Origin of the sequence: Candidatus Pantoea rara, from assembly GCF_051136265.1 — a bacterium.
GTDB lineage: Bacteria > Pseudomonadota > Gammaproteobacteria > Enterobacterales > Enterobacteriaceae > Pantoea > Pantoea rara.
This window is the reverse complement of the sequence record NZ_CP194942.1, coordinates 2,436,263-2,456,891: the sequence shown is the minus strand read 5'-3', so window position 1 is coordinate 2,456,891 and position 20,629 is coordinate 2,436,263. Positions and strand designations below refer to the sequence as shown.

The 20,629-nt window shown below is 55.4% G+C and carries 18 protein-coding genes; 14 read left to right on the top strand and 4 right to left on the bottom strand.

Annotated elements, in window-relative coordinates; genetic code table 11:
* Positions 1-6: 6 nt before the first annotated feature.
* The gene (locus tag ACR8BF_RS11565; RefSeq protein ID WP_179896061.1) at positions 7-798 is read left to right on the top strand and encodes a metal-dependent hydrolase; all 792 of its coding nucleotides are present in this window, start codon (positions 7-9) and stop codon (positions 796-798) included.
* A 289-nt stretch (positions 799-1,087) separates the two neighbouring features.
* On the top strand, positions 1,088-2,524 hold the full coding sequence (ptsG, locus tag ACR8BF_RS11560) for a PTS glucose transporter subunit IIBC (protein WP_179896060.1): 1,437 nt from the start codon (positions 1,088-1,090) through the stop codon (positions 2,522-2,524).
* Between the two features lie 54 nt (positions 2,525-2,578).
* Here the strand turns inward: ptsG and ACR8BF_RS11555 are convergent, their stop codons facing one another.
* Together ACR8BF_RS11555 and ACR8BF_RS11550 are read right to left on the bottom strand one after the other, a co-directional pair.
* Positions 2,579-3,718: a glycoside hydrolase family 88/105 protein gene (locus ACR8BF_RS11555; protein WP_434744978.1), complete on the bottom strand. Its 1,140-nt coding sequence runs from the start codon at positions 3,716-3,718 to the stop codon at positions 2,579-2,581.
* Between the two features lie 3 nt (positions 3,719-3,721).
* Positions 3,722-5,320, bottom strand: a complete 1,599-nt coding sequence (locus tag ACR8BF_RS11550) for an MFS transporter (protein ID WP_292991077.1) — start codon at positions 5,318-5,320, stop codon at positions 3,722-3,724.
* Positions 5,321-5,680: 360 nt separating this feature from the next.
* Between ACR8BF_RS11550 and hinT the strand changes: the two genes are divergently transcribed.
* The 8 genes from hinT to ACR8BF_RS11510 all read left to right on the top strand — a co-directional run bounded on the left by hinT (position 5,681) and on the right by ACR8BF_RS11510 (position 12,012).
* Positions 5,681-6,031 carry a purine nucleoside phosphoramidase gene (hinT, locus tag ACR8BF_RS11545; protein ID WP_009090851.1) on the top strand — a complete coding sequence of 117 codons (351 nt, stop codon included), beginning with the start codon at positions 5,681-5,683 and terminating at the stop codon, positions 6,029-6,031.
* Positions 6,032-6,046: 15 nt separating this feature from the next.
* The gene (locus ACR8BF_RS11540) at positions 6,047-6,415 is read left to right on the top strand and encodes a YcfL family protein (RefSeq protein ID WP_179896057.1); all 369 of its coding nucleotides are present in this window, start codon (positions 6,047-6,049) and stop codon (positions 6,413-6,415) included.
* A gap of 11 nt (positions 6,416-6,426) precedes the next feature.
* Positions 6,427-7,023, top strand: a complete 597-nt coding sequence (gene lpoB / locus ACR8BF_RS11535) for a penicillin-binding protein activator LpoB (RefSeq protein ID WP_179896056.1) — start codon at positions 6,427-6,429, stop codon at positions 7,021-7,023.
* Complete coding sequence (gene thiK / locus ACR8BF_RS11530; protein WP_434744977.1) at positions 7,010-7,822, top strand: thiamine kinase; 813 nt, start codon at positions 7,010-7,012, stop codon at positions 7,820-7,822. Before lpoB ends, thiK begins: the two co-directional genes overlap by 14 nt.
* A 39-nt stretch (positions 7,823-7,861) precedes the next feature.
* Entirely contained in the window at positions 7,862-8,902 is a 1,041-nt protein-coding gene (gene nagZ / locus ACR8BF_RS11525) for a beta-N-acetylhexosaminidase (RefSeq protein WP_434744976.1), read from the top strand.
* A 40-nt stretch (positions 8,903-8,942) separates the two neighbouring features.
* On the top strand, positions 8,943-9,485 hold the full coding sequence (ycfP, locus tag ACR8BF_RS11520; RefSeq protein WP_292991093.1) for an alpha/beta hydrolase YcfP: 543 nt from the start codon (positions 8,943-8,945) through the stop codon (positions 9,483-9,485).
* A 212-nt stretch (positions 9,486-9,697) separates the two neighbouring features.
* Positions 9,698-11,002 carry an NAD(P)/FAD-dependent oxidoreductase gene (locus ACR8BF_RS11515; RefSeq protein ID WP_179896052.1) on the top strand — a complete coding sequence of 435 codons (1,305 nt, stop codon included), beginning with the start codon at positions 9,698-9,700 and terminating at the stop codon, positions 11,000-11,002.
* Between the two features lie 467 nt (positions 11,003-11,469).
* Complete coding sequence (locus ACR8BF_RS11510; RefSeq protein WP_003849847.1) at positions 11,470-12,012, top strand: glycine zipper 2TM domain-containing protein; 543 nt, start codon at positions 11,470-11,472, stop codon at positions 12,010-12,012.
* Between the two features lie 144 nt (positions 12,013-12,156).
* On the opposite strand, the gene mfd is transcribed toward ACR8BF_RS11510, so the two are convergent.
* Both mfd and ACR8BF_RS11500 read right to left on the bottom strand, forming a co-directional pair.
* The gene (gene mfd / locus ACR8BF_RS11505; protein WP_434744975.1) at positions 12,157-15,600 is read right to left on the bottom strand and encodes a transcription-repair coupling factor; all 3,444 of its coding nucleotides are present in this window, start codon (positions 15,598-15,600) and stop codon (positions 12,157-12,159) included.
* Positions 15,601-15,828: 228 nt separating this feature from the next.
* Positions 15,829-16,038: a hypothetical protein gene (locus tag ACR8BF_RS11500; RefSeq protein WP_090962155.1), complete on the bottom strand. Its 210-nt coding sequence runs from the start codon at positions 16,036-16,038 to the stop codon at positions 15,829-15,831.
* Between the two features lie 247 nt (positions 16,039-16,285).
* Between ACR8BF_RS11500 and lolC the strand changes: the two genes are divergently transcribed.
* The 4 genes from lolC (at position 16,286) to cobB (ending at position 20,407) form a co-directional block, all read left to right on the top strand.
* A complete protein-coding gene (gene lolC / locus ACR8BF_RS11495; RefSeq protein ID WP_292993304.1) occupies positions 16,286-17,485 on the top strand; it encodes a lipoprotein-releasing ABC transporter permease subunit LolC in 1,200 nt (399 codons plus the stop codon).
* Positions 17,478-18,182, top strand: coding sequence for a lipoprotein-releasing ABC transporter ATP-binding protein LolD (gene lolD, locus ACR8BF_RS11490; protein WP_313701413.1), 705 nt, complete (start codon positions 17,478-17,480; stop codon positions 18,180-18,182). Before lolC ends, lolD begins: the two co-directional genes overlap by 8 nt.
* Entirely contained in the window at positions 18,182-19,426 is a 1,245-nt protein-coding gene (gene lolE / locus ACR8BF_RS11485) for a lipoprotein-releasing ABC transporter permease subunit LolE (protein ID WP_179896043.1), read from the top strand. The genes lolD and lolE overlap by 1 nt, the downstream gene beginning before the upstream one ends.
* Positions 19,427-19,573: 147 nt before the next feature.
* Entirely contained in the window at positions 19,574-20,407 is an 834-nt protein-coding gene (cobB, locus tag ACR8BF_RS11480) for a Sir2 family NAD+-dependent deacetylase (protein WP_179896042.1), read from the top strand.
* The last annotated feature ends 222 nt before the right edge of the window (positions 20,408-20,629 follow it).

Genomic DNA, 20,629 nt, shown 5'->3' with positions numbered 1-20,629 from the left:
GTAATTATGTTTATTGTGGATTCCCATTGCCATCTCGATGGCCTGGATTATGAAAAGAATCATCGTGACCTTGATGATGTTATCGCCAAAGCGGCGGCACGTGATGTGAAGTTTATGCTGGCTATCGCCACCACGCTGCCGGGTTTTCACACGCTGAAAAGCCTGGTTGGCGATCGAAAAAATATTGCGCTCTCCTGCGGTGTGCATCCTCTGAATCAGGAGGAGGCCTATGACGTAGAAGAGTTTCGTCGGCTCTCTGCGGATCCACAGGTAGTGGCACTGGGTGAAACCGGACTGGATTATCACTATCAGCCAGAGACCAAAGATCAGCAGCAGCGCTCGTTTCGGGAACATATCCGCACCGGTATCGCGCTGAACAAACCGATCATTGTTCACACGCGTGATGCACGTGAAGATACGCTGGCGATCCTGCGTGAAGAGCAGGTTGAGCGTTGCGGCGGCGTGCTGCACTGCTTCACTGAAGATCAGCCCACAGCAGCGAAACTGCTGGATATGGGCTTCTACATCTCTTTTTCCGGTATCGTGACCTTCCGCAATGCCGAACAGTTACGCGAAGCCGCACGTTATGTGCCGCTGGACAGGATGCTGGTGGAGACAGATTCCCCTTATCTGGCGCCAGTGCCGTATCGTGGTAAAGAGAATCAGCCCGCTTATACCCGCGATGTGGCCGAATATCTGGCCGTATTGAAAGGTGTGGATATGGAAACCCTGGCCGCCACCACTACGCAAAACTTCTCTACGCTGTTTCATATCCCTATGAGCAAACTGGGCGTCTGATTGGCTTTTATTTTAGCCCTTGTAATTAATCTGTAACCTGCCGATATGACCCTGTTTTTTCAGGCAGGGTCAGCTTTTTATCGCTGATTAATCGTGCGTGTCAGTGAGAAATTTCGTAAAGTGCGCGGCTGTGATTGCCGAAACGTGATAGCCGTCAAAGTAACAAACCGGGATTTATTTTACCCTTCGTAATAAATCAAAAGGCGGTCACCGCCAGCCCGGCAAAGAATCCTCCCTCTTTGCCACGCGCACTGCGCAAATATGCACTCATACTCAGGAGCTTCACGCTATGTTCAAAAATGCTTTTGCCAACCTTCAAAAGGTCGGTAAATCGCTGATGCTGCCGGTATCGGTTCTGCCGATTGCCGGTATTTTGTTAGGGGTCGGTTCAGCCAATTTCAGCTGGTTACCTGCAGTGGTTTCGCATGTGATGGCAGAAGCGGGTGGATCGGTGTTCGCCAACATGCCGCTGATTTTCGCTATCGGTGTGGCGCTGGGCTTTACCAATAACGATGGCGTTTCGGCGCTGGCAGCGGTTGTTGCCTATGGCATTATGGTGAAAACCATGGCGGTCGTTGCACCACTGGTGCTGCATCTGCCTGCGGCGGAAATCGAGGCGAAACACCTTGCCGACACCGGAGTTCTGGGCGGTATTATCGCCGGTTCCATCGCCGCTTACATGTTCAACCGCTTCTACCGCATCAAGCTGCCAGAATATCTGGGCTTCTTTGCCGGTAAACGCTTTGTCCCGATTATCTCTGGCCTGGCGGCGATTGTACTGGGCGTGCTGCTCTCCTTTATCTGGCCACCTGTCGGTGCCGCGATTCAGGAGTTCTCACAGTGGGCTGCCTATCAGAACCCGGTGGTTGCCTTTGGTATCTATGGCGTCGTTGAACGCTCGCTGGTGCCATTTGGTCTGCATCACATCTGGAACGTTCCTTTCCAGATGCAGATTGGTGAATACACTAATGCGGCGGGTCAGGTGTTCCACGGCGACATCCCGCGCTACATGGCAGGTGACCCGACCGCAGGTAAACTTTCTGGCGGCTTCCTGTTCAAAATGTACGGCCTTCCAGCGGCAGCGATTGCTATCTGGCATTCAGCTAAACCTGAAAACCGTGCCAAAGTTGGCGGCATCATGATCTCTGCTGCGCTGACCTCATTCCTGACCGGTATCACCGAACCGATTGAATTCTCATTCATGTTCGTCGCGCCGATCCTGTATGTGATCCATGCGCTGCTGGCGGGTCTGGCATTCCCAATCTGTATCCTGCTCGGCATGCGTGATGGCACCAGCTTCTCACACGGTCTGATCGACTTTATCGTACTGAGTGGTAACAGCAGCAAAATCTGGCTGTTCCCGATTATCGGTATCATTTACGGTCTGATCTACTACACCGTATTCCGCGTACTGATCGCTAAACTGGATCTGAAAACGCCTGGCCGTGAAGAGAGCAGCAGCAGCGAGCAATCTACTGCGACCGGAACTGAGATGGCGGGCAAACTGGTTGCCGCGTTTGGTGGTAAAGAGAACATCACTAACCTGGATGCCTGCATTACCCGTTTACGTGTCAGCGTCGCCGATGTGGCGAAAGTGGATCAGTCTGAACTCAAAAACCTCGGCGCCCGTGGCGTGGTGGTTGCCGGTTCCGGTGTGCAGGCCATCTTCGGAACCAAATCCGATAACCTGAAAACCGATATGGATGATTACATCCGCAGCATGTAATGATGTACTGAGATGAAAAAGCCCCGCTAAGCGGGGCTTTTTTTTGGCCAGGATTCAGAGGTAAACACGCAGATACTCGGTCAGGCAGAGCAGGGCCATTGCCTGACCGTAGGGCATAGAGGTCAGGGGAACCGTGCGGTAATAGTCCAGGTCACTGCCCATTGCAGTACCAAAGGAGACCTGTTTCAACTCGCCATCTTCATCAATGTTGGCAATCACGCCACGCAGCGCTTTTTCAGCCACCTCACGATACTCAGCGGGCAGATAACGCTTGCGCACGCCTTTAAGAATGCCATAAGCAAACCCGGCAGTGGCCGAGGCTTCCGGGTAACTCTGCGGATCATCGAGCAGGGTGTGCCACAATCCGCTGCTGTGCTGGCAGGCCTTCAGCGCTTTGACCTGGCTCTCCAGCACCTGCTGCAGGAAACGGCGCGTAGCATGATGTTCTGGCCAGTTCATCATTTCAAGGAAGTCGGGAATGACAATCGTCACCCAGCTGTTACCGCGCGCCCAACGCGCATCAGCAAAGTTATGGCGGCCGTCGAAGTTCCAGCCGTGGAACCACAAGCCAGTCTTACGATCCATCAGATATTGGGTATGCAGCAGGAACTGGTAGCTCGCTTCCTCAATCCACTCATCACGTTTCAGCAACTGGCCAATTTTAGCCAGCGCCATTACGCTCATCATCAGCGTATCGTCCCAGAGCTGCTGGGTGTTCTCATTGTTATAAACAATGTGCTGCAGGCCGCCCTGTTCGGTCCGTGGCATCTCATACATGACCCATTCTGCCCAGCGCTCCAGCACCGGCACCCAGGCCGGATTTCTGGTCTCTTCGTAACGATAAGCCAGCGTCAGGAAAGGACACACCGTATTCACATTTTTGGTCGGCGAGCCTTCCGCCAGACGCTGAGTGAACCACTCATCAATGATCGCCAGCGTCTGCTGGTCACCGGTTTGCTGATAGTAGTGCAGCATGCCATACAGACCGATGCCGTGTGTCCACTCCCAACCCGCCCAGCCTTTAGTATCAATCACCCGGCCATCGTCCAGCCGCAATAAAAATTCGCCTGTCTCGTCGGTGATGTTAACCAGATTTTGTGTCAGCTTTTGAATCAGCTGTACCAGTTCGCTGCGTGGCAGCAGATGCTCAGGTTGGCACAATAATTTGCTGTGTTTAACGGGAAATACAGTCATGGTTTATTCCTGTCGTTTTAAGGTCGGGTTTAAAGAAGGTGTTACAGCCGGATGCGCGGTGAGTTTTGCTGGCGCTGGCTTATTGCGGTTAAGGAAGCCAATGTTGTTGTTGCCCCACAGATTCTCGTAAGGCATGCCTGCCAGTGTTTCAACAATGTCACGCGCTTCCGGAGTGATGTTTTCAGGCACAATGCGGCCTGCTTCGCGCATCCTGAGCGTCTCCTGACGCAGCACGGTGTGAGTCTGCAGATTCAGCTTAAAGCGCAATGACACGATAAAGCCGCAAGCCAGCACGACCACGGTACCGACGCTCAGAATCGCCAGAATAGTGTGGCTGACGCCAGGAACCTGAGTGGCCTGGCCAGAGACAAACCCGGAGAGCTGCAGCACGATGCCGACCAGCATGACTGCGCCAGCCTGCGACGCCTTACGCGTCAGCGTCATGATGCCAGCAAAAATCCCTTCACGGCGCTGACCGGTGATCACCTCATCCACATCGGCGATATAGGTGTAGGTGTTCCATGGCACATAGTTGATGCCGCCACGTCCCAGTCCTGCGACGGCAGAGATCACCAGCAGCAGTGACATATTGTCGTTCATACCGGCATACCACAATCCAGCATAGGAGAGTGCCGCAAAGCCGAACAGGATGGCGACCAGGCGGTAGGCGGGTGCAGGTCCCATGCGGATGCACAGAGGAATCATCGCCATCACAGCAATAAACTGTAACACCGCCATCGTGCCCATCAGGCTGGAGGCGACCTGCGCGCTCTGCATCAGCACAAACACCACATACCAGGTGAAGACGGCGTTAAACACATCCTGAGCGATGTAGCCGCCGAGATACATGCCAAGATGCTGGCGGAAGATACGGATGCGTAAGGTGGAGGCCAGTTCGACATAAAGTCGTTTAAGATTCTGCATCAGCGTAAGCTGCTGCTTCTCCTGCTCAGCGCGGCGTGATTCGGCAGAAAAATCATCGGGATGACGCTCCCAGGTAAAGCACCACACCAGCGTCAGCACCAGCGCGCAGATCACCGAGAAGACCAGGCTGGCGTAGAAAAAGGAGAGGGGATTATCTTTGCCCAGCATACCCAGCAGAATACCGGGCAGAAACGCCGCCAGAATGGCCGACAGCTGTGCCAGACCAATACGCGCCCCCGAGAAGCGGGTCTTCTGTTTGAAATCGTCGGTCATTTCCGGCACCAGCGTCTCATAAGGCACCAGAATCATGGTGTAGACGATATCAAACAGCAGATAAGTGCAGAGATACCACCAGAAACTCATATCGCTGACCCACATCAGGCTATAACTGAATACACAGGGTATGCCGAGCAGGATAAAAAATTTGCGGCGGCCAAAACGTTTGCCCAGCCAGGTTGAACCGAAGTTATCGGTGAGAAAGCCCATCAGCGGACTGACCACGGCATCCAGCACGCGGGCAGCGGCGAAAATCAGCGTGGCCTGAATCGGGGTTAATCCACAAAAGGTGGTGTAAAAATAGAGCAACCAGGCGGCAGTCAACGCCGTGGTGCCTGCTCCAAGAAAATCTCCGGATCCATAGGCCAGATAGTGGCCAAGTCCAATTTTACGTGAGCGCATGTCTGATGCTCCTTGATGTTATATGGCGGTTTATCCCTGGTGATGCCGGACATCTCACCCGGACTGATTAGCAAAGTAGAGCTGACGCGGCGGCTAAACCTTCGCAATCTGGCAAGCGCTCGCGCTGAAGTGGCAATCAGACAAAGAAAAGGGTGGCAGAATTCTAATTTATAAAACAGCGTTTCATTTTTCTGTGATGGCAGCTGCTTTACTGGCATTCAGGCTGGCGTTTCAGGCAGGGGAATGAGGGGCTGCTGCAAAGGCAGGCGAACAATGCAAGAAAAGTGGTCCTGAGGTTGAAAGAAAACAAATTTCTCCCGCATACTGATTGATTACGACACAGGCTAAAGGAATTGCACCATGGCTGAAGAAACCATTTTTAGTAAAATTATCCGCCGCGAAATCCCCGCTGATGTGGTTTATCAGGACGAGCTTGTCACGGCTTTCCGCGACATTTCGCCAAAAGCGCCGACTCATATTTTAATTGTGCCGAATGTCCTGATCCCAACGGTTAACGAAGCGGAAGCGGCGCATGAGCACGCGCTGGGGCGCATGTTTACTACTGCGGCGAAAATCGCCCGTCAGGAAGGTATTGATCAAAATGGTTATCGTCTGATTGTGAACTGCAATCAACATGGTGGTCAGGAGGTTTATCACATTCATATGCATCTGCTGGGCGGTGAACCGCTGGGTCCGATGCTCTCTAACTGATAACGGAAACGTCCTATGCGATCCTGGCTGACTGGCCTGCCGATCCTGCTCTGCCTGACGGCTTGTAGCAGTGATAAACCAATGATCAATACCTCACAGTCACTGGTGATGGAGTCCTCTGTGCTGTCGGCAGGGATCATTACCGATGAGCCGACGCTGGGTGAGAATGATGGGCTGAAGCGTGCGACCAGCGTGCTCTATAATCAGCGCGAAACCCCGGTTGTTGTGCATTATCGCTACTACTGGTATGACGACAAAGGGCTGGAAATCTCTCCGCAGGAACCGGCCCAGACTGTCACCGTTCCGGCGCAGGGCAGTATTATCGCCGCCTCGCAAATGGGTAACCTGACTGCCAGCAAGGTTCGTCTTTATCTCTATCTTTAAGGATTTTCATCGTGATACGCAGTATTAATCGTACCGGAACGCTCCTGATGGCGCTCATCCTGACTGGCTGTGTCGTGAAACAGCAGCAGCAGCCTGCACCCGTTGAGCCGACCCAGCCTGCAGAGCCCACTCAGCCTGTTCCTCAACCTGAACCCGTGCCGCAACCGCAGCCTGTGCCGCAGCCACCGAAGCTGGTCACTATAAACTGGGATGCCAGCGTTCAGCCGCTGGTGGCGCAGATGTTACAGGCTGCTAGCGCCGAGCCGGGCAGTGTGTTGCTGGTGGATCGAATCAAAAACAGCACCAATGGCTCGCTGCAAAGCGACAAAGCCACGGCCGCTATCCAGAATGCCCTGGATAACAACGGTAAATTCACCCTGGTCTCTGCCGATCAACTGGCGCAGGCTAAACAGGCACTGGGATTATCGCCGGATGACAGCCTGAATTCGCGCAGTAAAGCGATCGGCCTGGCGCGCAACGTTAACGCCCAGTATGTGCTCTACAGCAATGCGCGTGGTGATGTTAAAGCACCGACCCTGCAGATGCAGCTGATGCTGGTTCAGACCGGCGAGATCATCTGGTCCGGCAACGGCGTTGCACAGAATTAATCCGGCTTTCCAGCGGTTAATTCAGCAGGTCACTGGCGAACCATCAAGGGCATCCATAATACCGCTGGCCGGTCTGACCGGGCACAGCCAGAAGATTGTCAGCCCGCGCGGTACCTTTATCGCGCGGGCGGCTCCGCAACCGGCCATTCCGTTCGTGGATCGGCAGCGTGAATTCCGTCTGTTACAGAAATTGCGCAACAGCGGACTGGCTCCGCAGCCCGTGGCGGTCCATCGTCAGGGGATCATCCTAAGCTGGTGTGCTGGCGATACGCTGGATGAATCCCGCTTCAGCCAGCAGCGTCCGCAGATCGTGGCGCTGCTGCAGCAGCTTCATCAGCAGCCGCTGACCGGCTATCGACTGGCGGTGTTGCCGCTGTTATGGCGTTACTGGCAGCTTGCGCCACAACGACATCATCGCTGGCTGCGGGCGCTCCGGCGTCTGACGCAGCAGGGTGAACCCCGGCCGCTGAGGCTGGCACCGCTGCACATGGATCTGCATGCCGGGAATGTTATACAAAGTCCGGCCGGTCTGCGTCTTATCGACTGGGAATATGCCGCCGATGGCGACGTCGCGCTGGAACTGGCAGCCGTCTGTGCCAGCGATCCGCAGCACGAGGCCGACTGGCTGGCAGAGTATGCCGCAGCAATGCAGCTGCCGCTTCCCGCGCTTGGGAAGCAGGTCAGACGCTGGCAGTCCTGGCTGCGCTTGCTGATGGCCAGCTGGTATCAGCTGCGCGCCAGTCAGAGTCAGGATGAAACATTACACCAGCTGGCCCGACAGAGCTGGGAACAGATTTAATCGCGTTATGCAGTTGCTTAACGCTACAGGATTCAGGTTATGAGATCATATTTACCCGGCCCTCTGATGCTTGACGTTGAGGGCTATGAACTGGATGGCGAAGAGCGCGACATCCTGAAGCACCCGCTGGTGGGCGGCTTAATTCTATTTGCCCGAAATTATCACGACCCGGCTCAGCTGGCCGAGCTGGTGCGGCAGATCCGTGCCGCTTCTCATGCCCGACTGGTGGTTGCGGTGGATCAGGAAGGCGGTCGCGTGCAGCGTTTCCGTGATGGCTTCACTCAACTGCCTGCCATGCAATCCTTTGCCGCGCTTCACGATGCCGAAACCGCAGGTGAAATGGCACAGCAGGCAGGCTGGCAGATGGCGGCCGAGATGATCGCGATGGATATTGATATCAGCTTTGCGCCGGTACTCGACATTGGTCATATCAGCGCCGCAATTGGCGACCGCTCTTTCCATGCCGATCCGGCCATCGCCCTTGCCGTTGCGCGCCGTTTTATTGCAGGGATGCATGAGGCGGGCATGAAGACCACCGGCAAACACTTCCCGGGGCATGGTGCGGTCAGCGCCGATTCACATAAAGAGACGCCACGCGATCCGCGCGACGAAAAAACGCTGCGTGAGCATGACATGGCGATCTTCAGCAAGCTGATTACCGAACAGGCGCTGGATGCGATTATGCCTGCACACGTCATTTACACCGACGTTGATCCGCTGCCTGCCAGTGGTTCGCCCTACTGGCTGAAAACCGTACTACGTGATCAGCTGAAATTTGACGGCGTGATTTTCTCCGACGATCTGTCGATGGAGGGCGCTGCCGTGATGGGAAGTTATCCTGAGCGGGCGCAGCAGTCCCTTTCTGCCGGTTGTGACATGATTCTGGTCTGCAATCAGCGTCAGGGTGCCATCAGTGTGCTCGATAACCTGATCCCGGTCGGGTCAGAGAAGGTGACGCAGTTGTATCATCAGGGCAGGTTTACCCGCGATGAACTTCAGGCTACGCATCGCTGGAAAAATAATGCCCAGCAACTGAGTGCGCTTCAGGAACGCTGGCTAGCTCACAAGGCGACGTGGTAAGCAGTCACTGCCCGGCGCTATCTCAACCCTGAGGATTATCATGATCATCTATCTGCACGGTTTTGATTCCAACAGTCCGGGCAATCACGAAAAGGTGCTGCAACTGCAGTTTATCGATCCTGATGTCAGGTTGATCAGTTACAGCACCCGTCATCCTAAACATGACATGCAGTTTCTGCTGAAAGAGACCGACAAGATGCTGACGCTATCTGACGACGACCGCCCGCTGATTTGCGGCGTCGGACTGGGTGGCTTCTGGTCAGAGCGCATCGGGTTTTTATGCGGCATCCGGCAGGCCATCTTTAACCCTAACCTCTTTCCGCAGGAGAATATGGAAGGGAAGATCGATCGGCCGGAGGAGTATCATGACATCGCCACCAAATGCGTCAGCGATTTTCGCGAACGCAATCGCGACCGCTGTCTGACCTTTCTCTCCCGTCATGATGAGGCGCTGGACAGCCAGCATATCGCCGCTCAGCTCCATCCGTTTTATGAAATCGTCTGGGATGAGAAAGAAGGGCACAAATTCAAAAATATATCCCCACATCTTCAGCGGATAAAAGCTTTTAAAACATTAAGTTAAACCCGACAGGCACCGCAAGGTGCCTGTTTTCGTTACGTAATTATCTGAGTTTTATTTCTCCGCTTTGATGTATATCAATATTCTTATGTTCTCCTCTTCCCGCCATGCTATTCTGCCCGCAGATTGCGATTTTAACTTCGCCAACCCTATGTTTCTTAAGGTTTAATTTAACCTTTGGTTAACTTTTGGTTCACAATTTGAGGGGGTCTTTGTTGACTACGTCTGTTAAGAGAATTGTTATTGTCGGAGGGGGAGCGGGCGGCCTGGAAATGGCAACGCAGCTGGGCCATAAACTGGGTCGTAAAAAGAAGGCCGAGATTATCCTGGTTGATCGTAACCACAGTCATTTGTGGAAGCCGCTGCTGCACGAAGTGGCCACGGGTTCAATGGATGAAGGTATTGATGCGCTGAGCTATCTGGCTCATGCCCGCAACCACGGTTTCGAGTTTCAGCTTGGTTCACTGACCGATATCGATCGTAGCCGCAAAGTCATTCGCCTGGCCGAAGTGCTGAACGCACAGGGCGAAGTGCTGGTGCCACAGCGTGAAGTGGCCTACGACCAGCTGGTCATGGCGCTGGGCAGTACCTCAAACGATTTCGGCACGCCAGGTATTAAAGATCACTGTATTTTCCTGGATAATCCGCAACAGGCGCGTCGTTTCCACAACGAAATGCTTAACCTGTTCCTGAAATTCTCCGCCAGCGAAGGCAAAGTCGAGAAAGTTAACATTGCCATCGTCGGCGGCGGTGCAACCGGCGTTGAGCTGTCAGCGGAGCTGCACAACGCGGTGAAACAGCTGCACAGCTATGGATTCAAAGGCCTGGGACGCGAAGCGCTGAACGTGACGCTGGTAGAAGCCGGTGAACGTATTCTGCCTGCACTGCCACCGCGTATCTCTGCTGCGGCGCATCAGGAGCTGACCAAACTGGGTGTGCGTGTTCTGACACAAACCATGGTGACCAGCGCTGAGCCGAAGGGCCTGCATACCAAAGGTGGCGAGTTTATCGAAGCCGATCTGATGGTCTGGGCCGCAGGCATTAAAGCCCCTGACTTCCTGAAAGAGATTGGCGGACTGGAAACCAACCGCATCAATCAGCTGGTGGTAAAAGAGACACTGCAGACCACGCTGGACGATGACATCTACGCGATTGGCGACTGTGCCTCCTGCGCCCTGCCTGGCGGTGGCTTTGTTCCGCCACGCGCCCAGTCGGCACACCAGATGGCCTCACGCGCCATGGATAACATCCTGGCGCAGCGTCACGGTAAACCGCTGAAAGCCTATGTCTATAAAGATCATGGCTCGCTGGTGTCGCTCTCCCGCTTCAGTACCGTCGGCAGCCTGATGGGTAACCTGATGCGCGGCTCGATGATGGTGGAAGGACGCATTGCACGCGTTGTCTACATCTCACTCTATCGTATGCACCAGGTCGCACTCCACGGCTACTTTAAAACCGGCCTGATGATGCTGGTCGGTAGCATCAACCGGGTTCTTCGCCCGCGGCTTAAGCTGCACTAAGTAACCGCGATAAACCTGGTTAAGGCTAAGCCTCCTCGATTCTGAGGGGGCTTTTTTTATGCCGCACGTTAATACTGACAGGCTGTCGGGTGACAAGCCTGTTTCTTGCGATCGATTGTTCCTGTAAATCGGGTCATTTCGCTGGTTATGACATCGCTTCCTTATAAAGGTAATCCGGGCGCACAACGTCAGTCTGTATTTTCCAATAATTCACTGATTTATAATGATTTAAATTAAAAAATCGAGGTCGGTTACTGCAAGCTATTCCCACCTCAGAACTCTCCTAAAAACTGGTCCTGATAGCAAAGTAACCAATTTCCTCCATTTATCTGATGTTGCATTTTCGGTCCATCTGTAAAACTTCATCTCAACAAACACGGCGCGTCGCGCACGCCGGTTATACCTCAGTTAACGAGGATGCTTTAACAGCAGGATTGCGCGGTAACACTTTTCAGGAGGAACTTCCTGTGAATAAATCAATGTTAGCGGGTATCGGTATTGGTGTGGCAGCAGCACTGGGTGTTGCAGCCGTAGCAGGCATGAACGTGTTTGATCGCGGTCCTCAATATGCACAGGTACTGTCAGCAACGCCAATCAAAGAGAGCATTAAACAGCCACGTCAGGAGTGCCGTAATGTCACTCTGACTCACCGTCGGGCCGTACAGGATGAAAACCGTCTTGCTGGCTCTGTTTTAGGTGCAGTGGCAGGTGGCGTGCTGGGTCACCAGTTTGGTGGCGGTCGCGGCAGGGATGTGGCGACAGTAGCCGGTGCGGTAGCGGGTGGTTATGCCGGTAATCAGGTCCAGGGCGGACTGCAGGATCGGGATACCTACACCACAACTGAACAGCGCTGCAAAACAGTTTATGACAAACAAGAGAAAAAACTGGGATATGACGTGACCTATAAAATAGGCGATCAGCAGGGTAAAATCCGTATGGAAAATGACCCCGGCACGCGTATTCCACTGGACCGCAATGGTCAGCTGGTTCTCAACGGCGACCAGGCGTAATTGGGCAAAGCTTTGCCGCACTCGCGGCCACACAGCACAACGTACTACTGAAGTAATGAAAAAGGCGCATCTTATGGATGCGCCTTTTTTTATCGCCACTTCCCGCGCTTAACCGATTAGCTCAGCAGTGCGCGGGCAGGGACGTTACGCCTGATGCTCAGCCAGTTGTGAAACAAAGCCCTGCACCCACTCCATCCGCACCTTTCTTTCCGACAGTTCACGGGTAAAACGCAAGCGTGTCGGGCCATCCAGCTTCCACTGCTGAGGCTCTTTCTGCAGCAGACCTATCAGCCATGCTGGATCCACCTTGTTCTTCGGCGCGAAATCGAAATAACCGCCTTTGTCACTGGCTTCGATCTTACGCAGGCCGACAGCACGGGCCTTAAGACGGATAATCGCCACATCCAGCAGGTTACGCGCCGGATCGGGCAGCAGACCGAAGCGGTCAATCATCTCAACCTTCAGCTCCTGCAACTCCTCTTCAGCCTCGGCGCTGGCGATGCGTTTGTAGAGAGAAAGACGGGTGCTGACATCCGGGATAAAGGTCTCGGGCAGCAGGGCGGGCATCCGCAGTTCAACTTCAGTCTGGTTGCTGGTGAGATCTTCCAGGGACGGCTCGCGACCTTCTTTCAGCGCATCGACCGCATTCTCCAGCAGCTCCATATAGAGTGTGAAGCCCAGTGTCTCCATCTGTCCGCTCTGCTCATCACCCAGCAGTTCGCCAGCACCGCGAATCTCCAGGTCGTGCGTAGCCAGCGCAAAACCGGCTCCCAGATCTTCCAGTGAGGCGATCGCCTCCAGACGTTTATGTGCATCGGCGGTCATCGATTTTGGATGCGGCGTTAACAGCCAGGCATAAGCCTGATGATGCGAACGGCCAACGCGACCACGCAGCTGATGCAGCTGTGCCAGACCAAAGTGATCGGCCCGCTCAATGATGATGGTGTTGGCGGTCGGAATGTCGATCCCGGTTTCGATAATGGTGGTACAGACCAGCACGTTAAAACGCTGATGATGGAAATCGTTCATCACCCGTTCCAGATCGCGCTCACGCATCTGGCCATGACCAATCGCCACCCGCGCTTCCGGCACCAGTTCGCTAAGACGCTGCGCCGCTTTCTCAATATTTTCAACGTCGTTGTAGAGGTAATAGACCTGGCCGCCACGCAGAACCTCACGCAGGATCGCTTCGCGGATCACCAGATCGTCAAATTCACGCACAAAGGTTTTCACCGCTAAGCGGCGGGCAGGTGGTGTGGCGATAATCGAAAGATCGCGCATGCCGCTCATGGCCATATTCAGGGTACGCGGAATCGGCGTGGCGGTCAGGGTCAGAATGTCCACATCGGCACGCATCGCCTTAATGCGCTCTTTGTGACGTACCCCGAAGCGGTGCTCTTCATCAACAATCAGCAGGCCGAGATCGTGCCATTTGAGGTCGCTCATCAGCAGCTTATGGGTACCGATTAAAATGTCGATCTTGCCGTCGCTGGCCTGTTCCAATACCTGAGTCTGTTCTTTGGCGGTACGGAAACGGGACAGCATCTCAATGCGAACCGGCCAGTTAGCGAAGCGATCGCGGAAGTTATCGTAGTGCTGCTGTGCCAGCAGCGTGGTCGGCACCAGCACGGCCACCTGTTTATGGTTCTCAATCGCCAGAAACGCCGCGCGCATCGCCACTTCTGTTTTACCGAAGCCGACGTCGCCGCATACCAGACGGTCCATTGCCAGCGGCTGGCACATATCACTCAGCACCGCATTGATCGCCTGCGCCTGGTCCGGTGTGGTTTCAAACGGGAAGCTTTCACAGAAGAGCTGATACTGCTCGCGATTATGCTTAAAGGCAAAGCCGGTTTTGGCGGCGCGCTGGGCGTAGATATCCAGTAGTTCAGCCGCCACATCACGCACTTTCTCCGCCGCTTTCTGCCGTGCGCGTGACCAGGCATCGCTGCCCAGTTTGTGTAGCGGGGCGTTATCGTCCGCGCCACCCGCATAGCGGCTGATCAGATGCAGCGATGAAACCGGCACATAGAGTTTTGCGTCATTGGCGTAGGAGAGCATCAGGTATTCCGCCTCAATGCCGCCTGCTTCCAGCGTAGTCAGGCCGATATAGCGACCGACACCGTGCTCCAGATGCACTACCGGCTGGCCGGGACTCAGTTCCGCCAGGTTACGGATCAGGATGTCCGGATTGATGGTACGGCGGGTATCCTGACGGCGACGGCTGACGCGTTCGCCCAGCAGATCGCTTTCGCAAATCAGCGCCCGGTTGCCCAGGGTATCAATGAAGCCGCGCTCGCTGGCACCAATCATCAGACTAAAACGATCGTCGACGGTTTCATCAAGTCGATGCACAGGCTGAGGACGCAGTTTAATGCGGGCCAGCAACTCCTGCAGGGTCTCGCGGCGACCTTCACTTTCTACTGAAAACACCACCGCACCGCTGAAGGTCTCAATAAACTGACGCAGATGATCGAGCGGCGCCTTTGCCTGCGCCTGTACGGCCAGATCGGGCAGCGGGGTATATCCGAGGTTGGTATTTGCTGCTTTGGCGGGCAGCACCTCATTGGTCATCTGAATGCGCGGCCAGGCTTTGAGTTCACCCATTAACGCATCAGGACGCAGCCACAGCGTGACCGGCTCCAGCAGCGGACGCATCGGGTCAACGCGGCGGTTCTCATAGCGCGCTTCAGCATCCTGCCAGAACCGACTGGCGCTGCCTTCCAGATCGCCGCAGTTCACAATCAGGGTATTATCCGGCAGATAGCTGAACAGGCTGGGTAACGGCTGTTCAAAAAAAAGCGGCTGCCAGTATTCGATGCCCGCAGGCAGCGTGCCTTTACTGACCTGCTGATAGACATGCTCCGACTCGCGGCGCACATCAAAAATTTCGCGCCAGTGGCTGCGGAACAGCTCGATGGCGGCTTTGTCGCTGGGGAACTCATGCGCAGGCAGCAGGTTAATTTCCGGTACCGCTTCCAGCGTGCGCTGACTGTCGACGTCGAACAGGCGCAGGCTGTCGATCTCATCATCGAAAAAGTCGATGCGGTAGGGCTGATCGCTGCCCATCGGGAACAGGTCGAGCAGGGCGCCGCGCGTAGCGTATTCACCGTGCTCCATCACCTGATCGACATGGCGATAACCAGCCTGCTCAAGCTGATCACGCAGGCGGTCGCGTGACAGTTTTTGCCCCTGCTTCATCACCAGTGCATGGCCGTGCAGGAAACTGTGCGGGCAGACGCGCTGCATCAGGGTATTGACCGGCATGATCAGCATACCGCGCTGCATGACCGGCAGCTGGTAGAGCGTCGACAGGCGTGCAGAGATAATATCCTGATGCGGCGAGAAGCTGTCGTAAGGCAGCGTTTCCCAGTCGGCGAGGTGTGCCACCGGCAGATCGGTAAACTGGCGAATCTCATCCAGCAGGCGCAGGGCGGTTTGCGTATCGGGGGTAATCATCAATACCGGACCAGCATGGCGTTCGGTTATGCTGGCACACTCCACCGCGTGCGCAGCGCCGATTAACTGGCCGAGCTGACGGTGATCGCCGGATTTAACGGGCAGGGTATAACGAGTCTGTTCGGGCATGGGATCTCGGGGTTGCTCCATTTTTCCAGGACGTAATCATTCCATATTATGTCAGGGGGATCACCTTTGCGGCACAATTTTCCTGCCGCGCCGCGCTGAACCGAAGGATCGGTCAGCCATTACCCGGCGTCTGGGGTAATGCAGCGGATAGAGAGAGGATAGACGGAGTCTGAGGAGGGATCAGAAAAAACCGCCGTCGCCATGCAGCGACGGGGTTAAACGGGCATTTTATTTTATGGATTGCTGTGTGTAATGCATACGTGGGCGGTCGATATTTGCCCAGGATAACTCCTGTTCAGGATGGTAGCTGAGGTTGCCGTCGTCCCACTTCACGTAGTAGCCGGCTGGTGCGTCTCCCTGCTCAAAGACGTTAATGATTTCGCCTCTGATCTCCCCGGATTTATGTTTAACAATGCTGCCCTTGGGAAATTTCAACATGGTCGCACCCTCTACTGCACGGTGAACAATTACCCTTTACTCTCTTACTGATTATAGTCTACCCACTCTGGCGCTGGATAATCAGCCAATAAGCGGCGCCTTTATCGGCTATTCCGCAGCTTTGGCGTTGAAGGTGACGCATCCGGATGCAACTTTGCTGCCGACTCAGAGGGTTAGAGGTTTCATAAAGCCAGCCGGTCCTTTATCATCCCACTACCTATTTTCAGGCAACGGCTTACTGGATTCCATGTATCAACCTGTCGCGCTATTTATCGGTCTGCGTTACATGCGCGGACGAGCATCGGATCGCTTCGGTCGCTTTGTCTCCTGGCTCTCAACGATTGGCATTACGCTCGGCGTGCTGGCGATGGTCACTGTGTTATCAGTGATGAACGGTTTTGAGCGTGAACTCGAAGGCAATATTCTTGGCCTGATGCCTCAGGCGCTGATTACCAGCGACAAAGGCAGTCTCAATCCGCAACAGCAACCCGCCGCCTCGCTGAATTTGCAGGGCGTTCACCGCATCGCACCGTTGACCACCGCCAATGTGGTGCTACAAAGCCCGCGCAGCGTCTCCGTTGGCGTGATGCTGGGCATTAATCCGGATGAAAAAGATCCGCTGACGCCATTCCTGGTCAATACCCAGCAGAGCGTGCTGCAGGCCGGGCAGTACAATGTGATCCTTGGCGAACAGCTGGCGTCACAGCTTGGTGTAAAACGTGGCGATCAGCTGCGCCTGATGGTGCCGTCTGTCAGTCAGTTCACACCAATGGGACGTGTGCCGAGCCAGCGTCTGTTTACCGTGGCGGGCACCTATGCCGCCAACAGCGAAGTCGATGGTTATCAGATTCTGGTCAATCTGCAGGATGCGTCGCGCGTCATGCGCTATCCGGCCGGAAATATTACTGGCTGGCGACTGTGGCTGGACAAACCGCTGTCGGTTGACAGTCTGAGCCAGCAGGCACTGCCCGCAGGCCTGGTCTGGAAAGACTGGCGTGAGCGCAAAGGCGATCTCTTCCAGGCCGTGCGCATGGAGAAGAATATGATGGGCCTGCTGTTGAGCCTGATCATCGCCGTGGCCGCTTTTAACATCATCACTTCGTTAGGCCTGCTCATCATGGAGAAACAGGGCGAAGTGGCGATCCTGCAAACCCAGGGCCTGACGCGGCGGCAAATAGTGGCGGTGTTTATGGTGCAGGGTGCCAGTGCCGGGATTATAGGCACGCTGCTCGGCACGCTGCTCGGTGTTTTGCTCGCCAGCCAGCTCAATAACTTAATGCCGGTCATTGGCCTGTTCCTTGATGGTGCCGCATTACCGGTTGATATTAATGTATGGCAGGTGGTCACCATCGCACTCAGCGCAATGATTGTGGCGCTGTTGTCTACGCTCTATCCTTCTTGGCGCGCTGCCGCCGTTCAACCTGCTGAGGCTTTACGTTATGAGTAACACTCCTTTGTTGCAGTGCCGCGACCTGTGCAAACGCTATCAGGAAGGCAGCGTGCAGACCGATGTGCTCCGCAATGTGGCTTTCAGCCTCCAGCCCGGTGAACTGACAGCGATTGTCGGCAGCTCCGGCTCCGGTAAAAGTACGCTGCTGCATCTGCTGGGCGGCCTGGATGCGCCGACGTCAGGCGACGTGGTGTTTGATGGTCAGTCACTGAATGCGATGTCCTCATCGGCTAAAGCCGAGCTGCGTAACCGCGAGCTGGGCTTTATCTATCAGTTCCACCATCTGCTGCCGGACTTCAGCGCGCTGGAGAATGTGGCGATGCCGTTGCTGATTGGTAAAACCGCCAAAGCAGAAGCGCAGGAGCGCGCCCGTGAGATGCTGGCTGCGGTCGGGCTGGACCATCGTGCCGCACACCGGCCTTCAGAACTGTCAGGCGGTGAACGCCAGCGCGTGGCGATCGCCCGTGCGCTGGTGAACCGTCCACGTCTGGTGATGGCGGATGAGCCAACCGGTAACCTGGATGCCCGCAACGCCGACGCCATTTTTGAATTACTGGGCGAACTGAATGTTCGTCAGGGCACCGCGTTTCTGGTGGTGACTCACGATCTGATGCTGGCAAAACGCATGACCCGCCAGATGGAGATGCGTGATGGTCAGTTAAGCGATCAGCTCACGATGGCAGGAGCGCTGTAATGGGTTCGTCGTTATCCCTGTTGCTGGGCCTGCGCTTTAGCCGTGGTCGCCGTCGTGGCGGCATGGTGTCGCTGATTTCGGTGATCTCCACCATTGGGATTGCGCTGGGCGTGGCGGTGCTGATTATCGGTCTGAGCGCCATGAACGGTTTTGAGCGTGAGCTGAACAACCGCATTCTGGCGGTGGTGCCGCACGGTGAGATCGAGGCGGTCAATCAGCCGTTCCAGCACTGGCAGTCGATGATTGCCCCGATTGAAAAGGTGCCCGGCATTGCGGCGGCAGCACCGTACGTCAATTTCACCGGCCTGATTGAGAGTGGCGCCCGACTGGAAGCGTTACAAGTGAAAGGCGTTGATCCGGCACAGGAGCCGCGCCTTAGCGCACTGCCACAGTTTGTGGCCGATAACGCCTGGTCCTCTTTTGCCGCCGGTAAGCAGCAGATCATTCTGGGCGGTGGCATTGCAAAATCGCTCAACGTGAAGCAGGGCGACTGGATCACCATCATGATCCCTAACAATGAGGGTGATAACAAACTGTTGCAGCCAAAACGTATCCGGCTGCAGGTCAGCGGTATCCTGCAACTGAGCGGCATGCTCGATCACAGTCTGGCGCTGGTGCCGCTGGCCGATGCACAGCACTATCTGGAGATGGGAGACAGCGTCTCCGGCATCGCCCTGAAGATGACCGACCCGTTCCAGGCGGTAAAACTGGTGCGTGATGCCGGTGAAGCGACCCGTTCTTACGTCTACATCAAGAGCTGGATCGGCACCTACGGCTACATGTACCGGGACATTCAGATGATCCGCGCCATCATGTATCTGGCGATGGTACTGGTGATTGGCGTCGCCTGCTTTAACATCGTCTCTACGCTGGTCATGGCGGTAAAAGATAAGAGCAGCGACATTGCGGTGCTGCGGACCCTCGGCGCGAAAGACCGGCTGATCCGCGCCATTTTTATCTGGTACGGTTTACTGGCCGGACTGCTGGGCAGCGTTAGCGGTGTGGTCGTGGGCGTGCTGGTGGCGCTGAATCTGACCTCACTGGTGCGCGGACTGGAGTCGATTACCGGCCATCATCTGCTGTCGGGCGATATCTACTTTATTGATTTCCTGCCATCGGAACTGCACTGGATTGATGTGTTCTCTGTACTGATTACCGCGATTCTGCTGAGTCTGCTGGCGAGCTGGTATCCCGCCAGACGTGCCAGCCGCATTGACCCGGCTCGGGTATTAAGCGGTCAGTGATAAAATGCGGCGCGAATCCTTTTCGCGCCGCATCTGTTTAGGACCTTTGCTGTTGGGCGCAGCCCTCAGCAACCGTTACTATCGGGTGATTGTTAACCCGGAATCTGTTAAGAGCGGCTCGCCGCAGCTGCTACGCCAGGAGATTTTATGCGTACACCACGTCGCCGCATACGACTTGCCCGCCTGAAGAAAACCCGGAGAAAAGTGCATCAGCGCTTTCGCCAGCGCATTTTTGAGCGCGATCGTCAGGCCGAACTGGCCGCCCATCCTCAGCCGCATGTTGTGGTACTGACCGGTGCAGGTATTTCAGCGGAGTCCGGCATCCGGACTTTCCGCGCAGCAGACGGCCTGTGGGAAGAGCACCATGTGGAAGATGTTGCGACACCGGAAGGCTTTCAGCGCGATCCCGCGCTGGTGCAGCGTTTCTACAATGCGCGACGGCAGCAACTGCAGGAGGCCGAGATTCAGCCCAATGCCGCCCATCTGGCGCTGGCTGAGCTGGAGCAGGTGTTAGGTGACAACTTTTTGCTGGTCACGCAAAACATCGACAATCTGCATGAGCGTGCCGGCAACAGCCGGGTGCTGCATATGCACGGTGAGCTGTTAAAAGTGCGTTGTGTCACCAGCGGTCAGGTGATTGAGTGGACCGGCGATATCACGCCGGACGATCGCTGCACCTGCTGCCAGTTCCCCTCTGCGCTGCGGCCGCACGTGGTGTGGTTTGGTGAGATGCCGCTGGGCATGGAGCAGATTTATCAGGCGCTGGAACAGGCCGATTACTTTATCGCGATTGGTACCTCAGGCCATGTCTATCCGGCCGCAGGTTTTGTTCATGAAGCCAAACTGCAGGGCGCACACACCGTTGAGCTGAACCTGGAGCCGAGCCAGGTGGGCAACGAATTTGCCGAGCGGCATTACGGCCTCGCGAGCGAAGTGGTGCCGGAGTTCGTGCATAAGCTGCTGCGCAGTCTTTATAAGTAAGCAGGGGCGGCTATTGCCGCCCCTGTTTTTTTGGCCGCCATGTTGGGAAGGTCATCAACATGGCGGGATTTGCCGCTACAATCTCGTCATCAGGCGTTTTTTTCGGGCTTATTGCTTTCCCAAAGGTCATCGACAGCGCTAACCTGTCTGCGAATGATTTTACGCAACGTTGTGACCGTCGGGTCTGTGAATAATACCGGACGGCACTTATAAAGGATGGGC